Here is a 13,931-nt window from a genome sequence, read left to right on the forward strand (position 1 = left end):
CCGACTTGGAACCCCGGACAGTTATCAAACCGGAGTCCACCCGGCAGAACTTACCGCCTATCAGGAACAGTAGTCCCTGCTAAGTTCAGCTTAGAAGTCGATGACACAGCCCAAGTCGATGCCGTGTGTGTACAAGGAGCTGTCCTTGCGTTCTGACACGGGCTGGGCCAATGCTGCTCCTGGTGGGAACGTGATTCCGTCACCGTTGTAAACGTTGTTGATGTTGTCGCCTGACAGCAAGACGTCATCCCAGTAGATGAAGCTGTAGCCAACGGACATCGAAACGTTCGGGCGGAACTTGTAGCCCAATTTCACGTTCGCTTCAGGAGCGAAGGTGAATTTGTCTTCGTCCAGTGCGGTCGTGTTGTAGGTATCGCCCAAGGCAAGCACACCGCCGTCGGTCGACGTGGTGGTGACGAAGCCAGCGTCGGTGAAGGTTCGCAAACCTGAGCCGCGATAGATTTGTTCCATGTTGCCCAAGTGAACCTTGGTCAACGCTTTGAAACTCCACTTGCCACGGTTGACCATGGTTTCGAAACCGATCTGACCACCATAGAAACGGTTTTCCGTTTCGATGTTGTCGTACAGAACGGTCGTGTCACCAATGTTGCCAGCGATTGCATCGGTGGTCTGGATGCTGGTGCTGTTGACGGTCAACGTGTCGTCGATCCCGAAGTGCGAGAAACCACCGATCAGGTCGGTGCGGAATCCCGAGCCGCTGAGCATCTTCATGCGGGCATAAGCTTCCGCAGCGTAGATGTCGAGCGAGCTCTCAGCGGAGAACGAGCCCTCGAAGTCGTCATTGCCGGCGACTCCGGTGCTGGCAATCAGGATGCTGTTGTCCGAGTTGATGTTCGTGTCATAGAACGGACGACCGTATGAGAACGCGTTGCCGTTGACGGTGCCGCCGGAGCTGGCGTCTTCGCTGCTTTCGCTGAGCCACCAGAAGCGGCCGCCGATTCCGAAGTCGTCGTTCAGGTTGCGGCCGAAGTCCAAACGGAATCCGGCGCTCAAATCGCCGCCGATGGATTCGTCACCACCAAACAGGGTGGTGGTGCCAGCGACATCCAACTCAGGGTCGGTGCCCGCAGCACTTTGAGTGATCAAAGGTGTGGTCGAGCGTGCTTGGGTGAACCACAACAAAGCTTCCGCGGTCATCCACACATCGTGCTTTTTCAGCATTTTGCGAACGGGGCGTTGGCGGCATTCGCCACAGTTGCCGCCGCAAGCCGATCCGCAGCTGCTGGCCATTTCGTAGCTGTTGCCACAATCGCCCGTGCTGCATCCGCCGCCGTTGCTGACGATGTAAGAATCGTCCATCATCGGAGACGGGGTTGGAACACCGCTGCCTAGTTGTTGGTCACCCACAAAGGCAACCGGCTGAAGCGATTGTCCTTCGTTGCCGTAGAAGGAAGCCGCCATGTTGTCGGCGGAATAGTCGACGTCGTCATAAACGATGTCGACTTCCTCTGCGGACACCGGTGCAGCACCGGTGTAGTATTGTGTCATGTCCGAGTTGCCTTGATCCGCCGCCGAGGCGGATCCTGCTGACAGCATGGCTGCCAACGCGAGCAACTTCCATTTCGTCGTTTTATTCGTTTCCATTGGTACTCTCGTGTAGTCCGGGAACACGGGATTCATCTGGTTAACTGTTTCGACCAGAATCAGCGGACCATTCAGAACCAACCCTACCCTTGGAACAGCCGACGTAGATTGCCTGTTTTGAACCCCAGGCGTGGTACAAGTTCGCTATCTCCCCTGAAAGCCAGATAAAATGGTGTTTCACGGCGATTGGAGGTCGCTCTGCGTGCGATCTCGTGCGTAAAAATGGTAATTCTTTGCATCGCTTTTCTTCCGTTGGCCCGCTCGATGTCCGAATCTCCCGCTCGCGAAACGACCAACCCAGACGATTCTGACGAATTGAATTCGCTCGATCCCCTCGCTCCCAATGAGCCGTTGGAGGAATCGGAAGTGACGGATGCTGCCACCACGGCTCAGGCGGTGGTGCGCCGTTCCAGCGATCCCTCGGCGAATAAAAAGAAGTGGACCAAGGCTTCCAATTGGCGACCACGAATGGTTCGTTGGCAGCGGCAATTGGTTCGGGTCAACGCACTTGAAAGCACACTGCAGGCGGAAGACGACGTGACGTTGCGAAAGCGAAGTTTGGCGCTTCGTTACCGCGCGATGGCCGGTGAGAAACTTGGCGAACTGCTTCCCGAAGCCTACGCCCTGTGCCGCGAGGCCGGGCGGCGAAGTCTCTCGATGCGTCACTACGACGTTCAGATCCTGGGGGGCATCGCCTTGTTCGAAGGCCATGTCACCGAGATGCAAACCGGGGAAGGAAAAACGCTGACCGCGACGCTGCCGCTGTACTTGCACAGCCTGGTTGGCAAAGGGGCTCACCTGGCCACGGTCAATGACTACCTGGCCCGACGGGACGCCGAGTGGATGATGCCACTGTTTGAGATGCTGGGCGTGTCTGTGGGCATCATTCAAACGGAAGACGACCAGGGAAGTCGCCGGAAGAGTTACGGCGCCGCCATCACGTACGGAACCGCCAAGGAATTTGGTTTCGACTTCCTACGTGATCGTCTGTTGTTGCGCGCTCAAAACCGAATGCAGACGGAAATGCTCGGCAGCGGCGACGGTGGGTTCAGCAATTCCGGTGACCAAATCGTGATGCGTGGTATGCACTTCTGCTTGGTCGATGAGGCGGACAGCATTCTCATTGACGAGGCCCGGACGCCGCTGATCATCGGCAGCATCGAAGACACCGTCCGCGACCAAATCATTGAGACCTATCTGTGGGCCGCGGAGCACGCGCCAAGTTTTGATTTGGATGATCACTTTGAGATCGACGACGAAACCAAACGCTACGAGTTGACCGCGCGTGGTCGCAGCAAAGTTCGAGCCCTACCGAAGAGCGATCTGGTTCGCACGATGGGCTTGGTTGACATGTACGAGTACATCGAACGATCGATTAAAACGCACCGTGAGTTCTTGCTGGATCGCCAGTACGTGATTCGTCCTAGCGAGAAGGACCCGAACGTGGACGAGATTGTGATCGTCGATGAGTTCACGGGCCGTTTGGCAGAAGGACGCAAGTGGCGGGACGGCATCCATCAATCGATCGAAGCCAAAGAAGGTGTCGAGATCAGCGTGCCAACCGGGCAAGCCGCTCGGATCACGGTACAGGACTTGTTCCTGCGTTACCCACACTTGGCGGGGATGACAGGAACGGCGGCAACCAGTGCCAGCGAGCTTCGCAAAATTTATCGCACGCCCGTTGTCCGTGTGCCCACCAACCGGCCCCCACAACGGGTCCAATTGCCGTCTCGGGTTTTCGGGACATTGCAGGCGAAGTTTGAAGCGATTGCAAAAGAGGTGGCAGAGGTCCATGCAACCGGACGGCCCGTTTTGATCGGAACGCGTTCGATTGATAAAAGTGTGCTGTTGTCGAAGTTGCTGGATGAGCTGAGCATTGAGCACGAAGTGCTGAACGCCAACAATGTCGAACGGGAAGCGGACATCGTCGCGGAAGCAGGCGGGAACGGCAAAGTGACTGTGGCGACCAACATGGCCGGTCGTGGTACCGACATCAAGCTTTCCAATGATGTCGAACAGATCGGCGGGATGCATGTGATCTGCACCGAGCTTCACGACGCGGCTCGGATTGACCGCCAGCTGATTGGGCGTTGTGGACGACAAGGTGACCGTGGATCGTATCGCCAGTATTTGTCGTTGGACGATGACATCTTGAAAGGCGGCTACGGGGCGATCAAGTCCGAGAAGCTCAAGAAACGCGGCGAAGCGACCAGCGGCAGTGTCGATCGTTTGGCCGCGATGTTCCACCGGGCCCAACGCAAAGTGGAACGCCGGCATTTTCGCGATCGGATGGTGTTGATGCACCACGAGAAAGAACGCAAGAAAATGCAGCGTGAGATCGGCCAAGATCCGTACCTGGATACTCCGGACTGATCTGAACCCGGCTGTGGAATCTAGTCTGGCGACTGATCGAGGTGGAGGGCCATTTGGTGCAGTTTATCTAGGCGTAGCAAGTTTCAAGCGAACACTGGTAGCTCGTTCTTGGTTTGTGCGCGGGCACATACTCTTCCGTGAGCGAAACCAATGCGGCGGCCCCGTCTTTCGCGTCACAACGGAGCAATTCAACTTGTTTGCAGAACTTCCTTTCGAGAGAGGTTGATCATTCGAGAATACACGGAAAACCGACTCCAAGATTGCCGCACTCTTCCCAGCCTGTCTCACTCTTGGATGACGGTGTGTTTCGGGGTACCTTGGGAGGGGGGGGTGTGTTAGAATGAGTGGGTTTGGTTGAACTGTGGTGGCAAGAAACGTTGGAGAAAAAAGGTGCCAGCAACTTGGGTGCCGATTTATTGAAGGATCAGTTCAGCTTGAAGGGCGTGAGTCGGTTTCCTTTCTCGCAACAATCAGTTGGGTCTCGCTATGGTTCCACACTTCACCCGACGGGACGAAGTTCGCTCATCAAAAAAAAAACAGCGTAATCGATGGGAGCGAACCGGACTTCGAATCGAACGACTGGAAAAACGTCAATTGCTCGCGGCGAACTTGGCGGTCACTCACCAGTTTCGCGAGGACGTGTTTGAGATTGAGAGCAACTTCTCCTACCAGTACTCGGAACCAGGTTACCGCGACGCGATCCCAGTTGGAAAGTTCGAATCGACCCAAGGCCGAGTGGTGTGGAGCAGTCCAACTCAAGGAACCGGGACGCTTGCGGGCGTTGCGACGGGGGCAGGTAGTGACACGATTCTCGGCAGTGCCTGTTCGTCCTATGTGATTGATGATCGCGGATCGCTTGATTTCGCGGTCGATGCTGAATCCAAGGCGTTGAACGTGACGACCGTGGGCGGGGCGACCACCACCTACACTGAGTACACGGACCACACGCCAGACAACAGTTGTGGACCACTCGACCCTCCCATCTCGGTGTTTTTCGGAGGTGTGGCTGGCAAGTATGTCGGGACGTTCAATGCGGAAACATTGAAGAGTTCCATCAGCTACGCAGACAGTGGCGTTTCTGTCACGATGCCCCCCACCGAAGTCAGCTTTCCTCCCGGCGTGGCAACTGATTTTGTACTGCAGCATGAGTTTCCACAGGTGAGTTCCGCTCAAACAACAGGGAGTATTCAACATGGGGCGAACTCCATGGAGTTCGTCGAAATTGGCAAGCGTCTGAAATTCACCGTCGATGTGGAGGGTCGTCCAAACCCCGCTGTTCTGGGCGCCTCCGAGACCGTTGCAAACGTCGAACTCACATGGAGATCCTCCTCCAACCCGTCGCGTCAGTCCCAAGTGGAATTCAGCGATTCGGGATCCAACGACGCGTTGGGTATCTATTGGAATAGTGAGAAGGTGACCGTTGAGATCGATGAATTGCCGGAACCTCCGGCTTGGGCTGACCGATTGAAAATCGAGGTGCTTCCCAAGGACAGCTCACGCGTGAGTGACTCAAACACAGACAATAGCACGCTCGAGTTCTTCATTCGAAACAAGCACATCCACGTTTTGACACACGGCTTCAATCCTGAGTTCTGGGACTTTGATGATTTTCGGTCGAAATGGTTGAACGAATATCCCGAGGCCGTGTTCGCGCTTTCGGAAACCATTGATCAACGGGAGTCCACAACGACGTACTCGACCAAGTGGGACTCTTCCAGCGGTTGGACGCATGCCTTTCTGTTCGGTGTCCTTGCTGCCATCGATCCCGTCGCTCGTCCGCTGATGGTTCGTGCAGCGGGTTTGAGCATGGACATCGCGGAGCGTTTTGCCTACGACGCGGCCGAGACGATTGCCAGCGAACTGGTGACTCAAGATTTGCTTGCTGAGTCACCGGCGGATTGGCAAACCATCCATCTAATCGGACACAGTCGAGGCGGCGCAGTGAATGCCTATGCTTCTCGACTATTGGCTGATGAGCTCGGATATCGGGTGGATCAATACACGGCGTTGGATGGTTACTCCACGGATTGGAAGCATCTCTCTGGCTTGCTCGGCGACATCAGCATCGTCGACAACGCCACCGCAGCCCGGCGACTGAATCTACGCGCCGAAAATGGGCTTGGTGCGGTTCTGGGCAGCTACCTGGATACCGGGTTTGGGATCCTCGAACCCATTGTGGAACGCTATCTCGGAATCGACTTGCCAAGCTCTAACTTTGCGGGAGGCATTTTGAGAGATTTGGAATGGCGAGCTCCCGATCGGAACTTCGACATCGACGACGTGATCCCCGGCTCGGATCACCTCAATATTTCCGATCTCTATTTTGAAAGCTCGCCGTACTTCCCAAATGAATCCCCGATGATCGACTCTGCCGCCGCAACAGGCAGCGGAGAGCCCGTTTTCGTTCAGCAATTCGATGTTGCCCCCGAAGCAGAAAGAACAACCGATCTGAGCGACATCTTTTTCGGATTCGTCGACGGCAGATTCGAAGAGATTGGTGAGATTCGACGCCAGGCGACCGATCTGCGGGACTCCATCGACTCGGACCTTGGCTCGGTGCTGCTGGACCTACTAGCAGATGACATCTTCCTCATCGAGACGGCTTGGAAAGTGGAAGGCGACGTCGGGTTGGTTAATCAGGCTGGCGGATACGCCGTCGAACTCCGCCAATCCAGCTCCGACGCCCCTGCGATCAGTCAAGTCGCCTCCATTGGTGCCGCGGAGGAACTGCAGTTCGAAATCAATGTCCTTCAGGCCGGCCCCGACGACCAACTGCAGGTTTGGTTCGGCTCGCAACTTTTACAGGAATTTGATCTGGCTCAGATCGGCGAATCGACCCAAACCATCTCTCTCGCAAACTTCGGTGCCCAAACCGAGCCGTTTCGGTTCGTCATCGTTGGCCGTTCTGAAGACCAAGCCATCCTCCAACTCGATGATCTACGATTGGTCGCTGATCTTTCGATCGAGCACCTGGTGGTCGAGCCTTCGGAGATCGCGCCAGGTGGAACCGCCACGCTGCGTGCAGAAAATCTGCACGATCCATCCCCTACCGCGAATCTCATCGAATTCTATCGAGAATCCAACGGATCACCGGGATTGCAACTAGGGGACGACGGCGACACGTTCCTGGGCGTCGGTCGACCCGACGGGGATTCGTGGGAACAATCCTTCACTTCGTCCGACGCAGATCAGGGGACCGTGCGAATCTACGCTCAAGTGGTTGATGCCGACGGTGTCCGCGGACCGGTTGCCCAAAGTCAATTGCTTGTGGACCAAACTCCTTTTCGTTGGCAGAATTCAAGCAATCAATATGATGTGAATGAAGACAATCGTGTGTCTGCCTTGGACGCCTTGGTGATCATCAATGAACTCACTCGAATCGGAGGCGAACAGCCACTCGGCACCGCGACCGATCCGCCGCCGTTCTACGATGTCAACGGTGATGGCAAGATTTCAGCGCTCGATGCCTTGCGAGTCATCAACCATCTTTGGCTTCAACCCGCAGAATCTGAACCGTCGACCGCCACTGACACATCGACGCTCAGCCGATGGGAGGATGGCGTTTTTGAAACTCGGATGGATCTCCTGCAATCAAATACGGATGATGAGGAACGCATTCTATTGCTCGATGAGGCCATCGGCCAGATGCAAGGCGGTCCGCTGAGCTAACGCCAAATTTGACGTCGCACATTGAAGAGCTCCGACAAAGAACCTGTGACGGAGGACACTTGTGTTGGACATTGTGCTAATTCAGCGGGAATTGGAAATCAGTCAACGATTTGAAACGTAGTTTGTTGGCGTCCATTGGCCTCCCGTCCACGTATCCGGCTCGTCCACCATCCGGACTCGAAACCGAACTCATGGTGAATGTCGCTCCAGCGGCCTTCACGACTCCAAGCGATCTTCGAAACGCTCAATCGAGATCGCTTTGCCGTCGGCGTCGGCTTCGATGATCGCGCCGCACAGCCGCACGTCTCGCGTGGCGACGTGAAAGTGGCACGGTTCGAAACTGATCGTCGTGTTGGTCACACGTTTGATGTCGCGACCGATGATGCTGTCGTAGGGGCCGCTCATTCCCACGTCGCATTGAAACGCGGTTCCGCCGGGCAGCACGCAACTGTCGGCGGTGGGGACGTGCGTGTGGGTCCCCAGGACGGCGGTCACGCGGCCATCGAGGTAACGTCCCAAGACCTGTTTGTCACTGGTCGCTTCAGCGTGCACATCCACCAAGATGCACCGCGGGTTTTCAGCGGCCATTTCCGCGAGTGCGGCATCGACCGCAGCAAATGGGCAGTCGACCGGACGCATGAAGACGCGTCCGAGCAACGAGATCACTCCCAATTTTCCGGCGGGGGTTTGCACGACCGTCCAGGACTTTCCCGATGAACTTTCGGGGTAGTTGGCTGGTCGTACGATCCGTTGGCTGGATTGCAGGATCGGGATGATTTCTTTGCGGCGATACAAGTGATCGCCCATCGTCATCGCGTCCACGCCGGCTTCCAGCAGGCGGCGATACTGACGAGGCATCAGCCCCGCGCCATCGGCCGCGTTCTCCGCGTTGATGACCACCGCATCCAGGCGGTGTTGCTTGCGGAGTTCCCCGGTCCGCGCGAGCACGCCGGAGTAGCCGGGTTTGCCGACGACATCGCCGAGAAACAAAAAACGCACGCGGAGTCCTTGCGAGGAAGGTCGTTGCCAAAGTGCACGCCAACGAAAATGGCGTGTTGTAAGTGGCGTGCTTCAGGGCTTACCAACGAAGACCAAAACGTTCGCCGCCACTGGGGCGATCGTTGCCGCCTTTGAGTGGTCCGGAATGCGAAGCTTTGACCGCCAATTCGCGTGGAGGTTCCATGACTTCGTCTTCCTGCGCTGCCCCTTCGACGGCGGGTTTCGCAGTGGCGGCTTTGATCGACAACCCAACTTTTTGGGAATCACGATCGAAGCTCATGATTTTCACGTCGACTTCATCGCCAACGTTGACCACGGAGCTGACGCGTGAAACGCGGTGCGTTGCCAATTCGCTGATGTGGCAAAGCCCCTCGACGCCCGCTGTCAGACGCACGAACGCACCGAACTCGGCGGTCCGGGTGACTTCGCCCTTGTGCACCGATCCGACGGCGAACATGGATTCGGCTGTGTCCCAGGGGTTCTCGAGCAAATCGCGATAGGTCAGCGACATTTTGCCGGACTGCTTGTCGATCTTGTCGACGCGCACCTTGACGTTCTGGCCTTCTTCGATGACTTCGCTGGGGTGTTTGATTCGTTCCCAGCTGAGTTTGCTGACGTGAATCAATCCATCGAGTCCGCCGACGTCGACGAACGCACCAAAGTCGCGAACGCTGCGAACGACACCTTCGAGGATGTCACCGGGTTCGATCTTTTCGAGTTGTTCTTGACGTTTGACTTCGCGTTCTCGTTCCAGAATCGCACGTCGTGAGAGGACCAGGTTGCCACGGCGAGCGTTGGCTTCGGTGACCAAGCAAACCATTTTCTGGTCGACGAACTCACTGCAGTCTTCGACACGGTATTCCGAGATCTGGCTGATCGGCATGAATCCGCGAACGCTGCCGACTTTGCATTCCAAGCCGCCGTTGTTGTGGCCGGTGATGGTGGCTTCGACCACGCTGCCTTCGTCAATGTCGTCCCAGTCAGAGACCTCAGTCGCTTTGCCAGGCAGGCTGCACGAGTACAGGCCGTCCTCGGAGTTGATGCCGCGAACGATGACTTCGATCGATTGACCGGGGACCGGTTCTTCTTCGGTGAATTGCTCGAAAGCGACGGTGCCCTCATCGGGACCACCGAGACTGACGAACACGTTGTCTTGGTGGGTCTTGATCACTTGAGCGTGAACGCGAGCGCCTTCCGAGAGCGGTTCACGTCGATCTGGCAACCCTGCGTTGCCGCCGAGAATGGTGTCCAGGTCGGCTTCCGCCAGGGTGGCCTCCAGTTCGGCTTGCAGGTCGTCGCTGAGTTCATCGCGAACGTTGGGGACCGCGGTTTTCTTGTGTTGCGGAACGTAGGGCTTGTCGCCCTTCTCGCGATTCTTTTCGCCGGCCAAGCGTGGCAACGGGGCATCTTTGCCGCCCGATTTGCCTTCGCCAGGTTTGCCGCCTCGTTTCCCTTTGTGTTTGACCTTGCCGCCTTCCAGCTGTTCGGTCGAAACCGCAGCGGGAGAAACGGGTTTGGCAACGCCCAATCCGCGTGCCGCCAAGGGGCCGCCGCCGATTCGGGGCAGCGGGGCCTTGGATTTCTTGGGGCCGCTCGGTTTGGAAGGGCTCGGTGGAGCCTGTTCCGTTGGAGGTTGCGCCGCCGACTCAGCAGGAGGCAACTCAGCAGGAGCCGACTCTTGCGAGGCGGGCGTCCCTGGTGCGGAGGCTTCCGGGGTCGGGGCGTCCGAGGATGGGTTCTCGGCCGTTGCGTCGGTGGATGGTTCGCCGCTGCTCATGGACAGTCAGGGGGGATCTGAGAAAGAGTGGAATGGCAATCGCGCCAGAGGCGTCTCGCAGTCTAGCAATCAGGAGGGCCACTCGGTAGCCTTCGGTGGATCTGTCCTCGCACAATCCGCCGACAACCTTCGAGACCATGCCTAACTTTGACGATTGCACGTCTTCTTCCGCATCAAATTCGAACGATTGGCCATCCTGGTTGACCGATTTGGCCCCGACGGTCGCTGAACCCTGGTTCGCGGCGATCCAGGCCGCTGTTTTGCCGGGTTTGGGCGACGGCCCCACCAATCGCGAATTGGTGGAGCTTCTGGAGGGTGATTCTGCAAAGTCCTTCACGCCGCTGCAGCGCAGCGGTCTGTGGTTGTTGGCGGGGGACCTGGATCGGTCCCACTCAATCAGCCAAAACGAAAAATCGCCCGAAGGGAGCTTTTGGCACGGGATCATGCACCGCCGCGAAGGTGATTTTGGCAATGCCAAGTATTGGTTCCACCGGGTTGGCCGGCATTCCATTCTGAGCGATTTGTCGGGCAGGTACCCGGAACTGCATTCCGACGCCGATGAATTTGTCGATCGGGTCGCGCACGCGGTTCGAACGGGCGAACAGGTCGAGGCGTGCCAACAAGTCCAGTGGACCGAGTGGCAATGGCTGATGAACGCCAGCTGAACGGATTTTGGCGGCGCGAATTCGTCGCCATCTTTGCCAACAGGTAGCCGGATTCGCCAAGAATTCGGACGAGCGTCATCCCTGTCGATTGGTGGTCCCTCACCGAGACGAACGCAACCGAAGCGGCGCCATTTGGCTGGAGAATCAAGACGCCTCGCTTTGTTCCAAAGCATCGGTTGGGGTGCCATGTGAGACATGGCCTACGGCAAACAGCCTGTCGCTCGGTGGTCTCCACCGAGCGGACCTTGAGCGTACATCAAACCAGCTTAACCAGCTTAACCAACTTGGCCAGGCGACGTGCTACTTCCCAGCGACACTGGCTTTGGTGGGACGCTGGACGTCGGAGATCAGGCCCATCATTTCCCACATCCGGATGACACCCCAGGACATATCAAACTCGTACCACTTGTGACCGTGGCGGGCTGATCGTGGGGTGGCGTGGTGGTTGTTGTGCCAGCCTTCGCCGTGGCTGATCAAGGCCACCAACCAGTTGTTGGTGCTGTGATCGCGAGTCTCGTAGTTGCGATAGCCAAACACGTGACCGAGTGAATTGACCGACCATGTTCCGTGCAGCACGAACACGGTTCGCATCGCCACTCCCCAAACCGTCCAAGAAAGCAGGTAGCGATAAGATTCTGCCCAGCTGCCACCGCTGACCAAGTAGCCAACCAGGCCGCCGACCAGCGAAATCATGATCGCGTGAATCAGAAAGACGAAGAACCACCCGTCTTTGCGTTCCAATTTCAAGTAGAAACGGTCTCGGAGTAGATCGCGAACGTACCGTTCGTAGTGGCTGGTTTTGTCGAGGTCTTTGTGTCGGCAAACGACCCAGCCCATGTGTCCCCAAAGGAAGTTGACCAGCGGCGAGTGCGGGTCGGGTTGGTGGTCACTGTGTTGATGGTGCATGCGGTGAATGGCAACCCAGCGAGCTGGGCTGTCTTGGAGATTGCACATCCCAAGAATCGCCAGCGTGTGTTCCATCCACTTCGGGCACTTGAAGCCTCGGTGGGTCAGCAAGCGGTGATAGCCAATTGTGATTCCCAGCATTCCAAACAAGAAGTGGCCAGCGATCCCGGCGACGAGACCCGACCACGTGAACAGATACGAAAACCACATCGGCACGAACGCGGCCAGGGCGACCAGGTGGACCAGCGACAACACGATCACGTATCGCCACATGATCCTCAGGGGCTCGGTTTCTTCGGGGCGAGGGATCCGCTGGGGGTCGCGACCGGTTTCGTCGATCGCCATGGCTTCGGTGGGGACGGCTCCGGAACCAAAATCATTGGATTCGTCGCAGACCAGAGTGTCCCGTTTGGCGGATTCAGGTGGTGCGGGGGCTTCGGAAGTCGACATCGTCAAAACCAGGGTGAATTGGAATTCATGGCCCAAAGGGAATTGAAATCCGCGGGTTGGGCGACTGTTTGGGACCCATGCTAGCTAGCTTTGGAACCGCTCGGGAGGGTGATTGGCAACAAATCCCGCGCAACCAGCCCATGCGCCCAAAAAAAGTGCCTGTTTTCGATCCCGCTCACTCAAAACGCGAGTCGATTGGTACGTGAAGCCAGGATTCGCATTTCAGGGGGGGTGAGGGGGCTTGCACTGGGCTGTCAAAAGGCTGGTATTGACACCGCTTTGGACTGCGCAGGTTTTGTTCCTCGACTTCGCCCCAACGGGGAAGTCCTATGCCAGCCCAGGGCAACGCCCTGGGTTATGGCGGGACCAAGATTACAATGCCCCAACGGGGGCGGTCCTAGCGGGTTTTGGGGAGTTTTTCTTAGGGTCGCCCCGTTGGGGCTTGTGTCGGAATCTCCGTCACGAAACCCCAGGCGATGCCTGGGGCTATCTTAGATCTGCCCCGTTGGGGCGTAGGACAGAACAAAAATCAACGTCGCATTTTCCGTGTCAATGCCAACCTTTTGACAGCCCAGGCTTGCCCTGGGCTGTTCAATCTTTGGGGTTGCAGCGTTTCTGGTGTGCGCAAGTTTCTGTCTCGCATCAACAAGTCACCTCTCCCTCAGCTTTGCTGGGGGAGAGGTCGAACAGGACGATGGAGGCCCTGTTCGGGTGAGGGGGCGATTCACAGCAAACCGGCTTTTGGACCTCGTTTCACACATCGCGTGCCCCCTCACCCGGATCTCGCTGAACGCTCGCTCCGACCTCTCCCCCAACTTCGTCGGGGGAGAGGTAACAGGCAAGAAACTGTCCACGAAAACGCTGTGTCAACACGAGATTTTGAACAGCTCAGGCTTGCCCTGTCCTGTCAGCGACATTGCCACTGGGGTCCAGCCGACGTTGTGGCTCACGAATTCTGGCGATTGGCTCGCTTTCGCAGCGGGCAGCTCACGATCCGTCAGGCTGTCACGGAACGCAAAAAGGCGACGCATCCATTGAAATGCATCGCCTTTGCTTGATTTTGCTGGGAAGGAGCCAGAAGCTCCCGCCTCGACTACTTTTTCTTCTTGTCGTCGGCTTCGTCGGCCTTTTTGACCTTCTTCTTTTTCTTCAACGAGACTTTCAGAACACGTGTCTTCGGCATGCCGATGATGCTCGATTCTTCGTTGAACTTGTCGAGATCCTTCATACGCTCAACACGTTCAGCACGCGTCAGGACGTTGCGACTCTTAATGGCCCCGGCTTGCACCTTGAGGCTGCGATCCATGGTCATGGCGAAATGTGTCAAAATCGAGGGGGAAAGCGGACGGTCAAGTCGAACAGGTTATCGACAGTTTGATTTGCTGGCAAGTCGTAAGTCCAGCGGTTGTCGTGTGTCCAGTCACAATCGGCGATATTTACCGGTCGGCCCCCGAAATCACGCGTGAAAACAGGGGCCCTCTGGATCC

8 protein-coding genes are annotated in these 13,931 nt (G+C 57.0%); 3 read left to right on the plus strand and 5 right to left on the minus strand.

Translation table 11 applies throughout. The features are described 5' to 3' along the window. Positions 1-90: 90 nt before the first annotated feature. Entirely contained in the window at positions 91-1,605 is a 1,515-nt protein-coding gene (locus tag UH5x_RS00505) for a BBP7 family outer membrane beta-barrel protein (RefSeq protein ID WP_482634332.1), read from the minus strand. Between the two features lie 264 nt (positions 1,606-1,869). On the opposite strand from UH5x_RS00505, the gene UH5x_RS00510 reads away from it, so the two are divergent. Next, positions 1,870-3,978 carry a preprotein translocase subunit SecA gene (locus UH5x_RS00510; RefSeq protein ID WP_083434964.1) on the plus strand — a complete coding sequence of 703 codons (2,109 nt, stop codon included), beginning with the start codon at positions 1,870-1,872 and terminating at the stop codon, positions 3,976-3,978. A 594-nt stretch (positions 3,979-4,572) separates the two neighbouring features. After that, the gene (locus UH5x_RS00515; protein ID WP_482634333.1) at positions 4,573-7,647 is read left to right on the plus strand and encodes a dockerin type I domain-containing protein; all 3,075 of its coding nucleotides are present in this window, start codon (positions 4,573-4,575) and stop codon (positions 7,645-7,647) included. Positions 7,648-7,863: 216 nt separating this feature from the next. On the opposite strand, the gene UH5x_RS00520 is transcribed toward UH5x_RS00515, so the two are convergent. Continuing rightward, positions 7,864-8,646, minus strand: coding sequence for a TIGR00282 family metallophosphoesterase (locus tag UH5x_RS00520; RefSeq protein WP_482634334.1), 783 nt, complete (start codon positions 8,644-8,646; stop codon positions 7,864-7,866). Positions 8,647-8,725: 79 nt separating this feature from the next. After that, positions 8,726-10,423: a 30S ribosomal protein S1 gene (locus UH5x_RS00525; RefSeq protein WP_482634335.1), complete on the minus strand. Its 1,698-nt coding sequence runs from the start codon at positions 10,421-10,423 to the stop codon at positions 8,726-8,728. Positions 10,424-10,623: 200 nt separating this feature from the next. Between UH5x_RS00525 and UH5x_RS00530 the strand changes: the two genes are divergently transcribed. Beyond that, positions 10,624-11,088 carry a hypothetical protein gene (locus UH5x_RS00530; RefSeq protein WP_482634336.1) on the plus strand — a complete coding sequence of 155 codons (465 nt, stop codon included), beginning with the start codon at positions 10,624-10,626 and terminating at the stop codon, positions 11,086-11,088. A gap of 300 nt (positions 11,089-11,388) precedes the next feature. Here UH5x_RS00530 and UH5x_RS00535 read toward each other — a convergent pair whose 3' ends face one another. Together UH5x_RS00535 and UH5x_RS00540 are read right to left on the minus strand one after the other, a co-directional pair. After that, complete coding sequence (locus UH5x_RS00535) at positions 11,389-12,444, minus strand: acyl-CoA desaturase (RefSeq protein ID WP_482634337.1); 1,056 nt, start codon at positions 12,442-12,444, stop codon at positions 11,389-11,391. 1,093 nt (positions 12,445-13,537) lie between these two features. Further along, positions 13,538-13,756 carry a small basic protein gene (locus tag UH5x_RS00540; RefSeq protein ID WP_085978436.1) on the minus strand — a complete coding sequence of 73 codons (219 nt, stop codon included), beginning with the start codon at positions 13,754-13,756 and terminating at the stop codon, positions 13,538-13,540. Positions 13,757-13,931 lie beyond the last annotated feature (175 nt).

It is taken from the genome of Rhodopirellula sp. UH5, from assembly GCF_056839225.1.

Bases quoted from the DNA above. Each gene is read 5' to 3' on its own strand.
- UH5x_RS00505 (WP_482634332.1), bottom strand. From the start codon at position 1,605: ATGGAAACGAATAAAACGACGAAATGGAAGTTGCTCGCGTTGGCAGCC.
- UH5x_RS00510 (WP_083434964.1), top strand. From the start codon at position 1,870: ATGTCCGAATCTCCCGCTCGCGAAACGACCAACCCAGACGATTCTGAC.
- UH5x_RS00525 (WP_482634335.1), bottom strand. From the start codon at position 10,423: ATGAGCAGCGGCGAACCATCCACCGACGCAACGGCCGAGAACCCATCC.
- UH5x_RS00535 (WP_482634337.1), bottom strand. From the start codon at position 12,444: ATGTCGACTTCCGAAGCCCCCGCACCACCTGAATCCGCCAAACGGGAC.
- UH5x_RS00540 (WP_085978436.1), bottom strand. From the start codon at position 13,756: ATGACCATGGATCGCAGCCTCAAGGTGCAAGCCGGGGCCATTAAGAGT.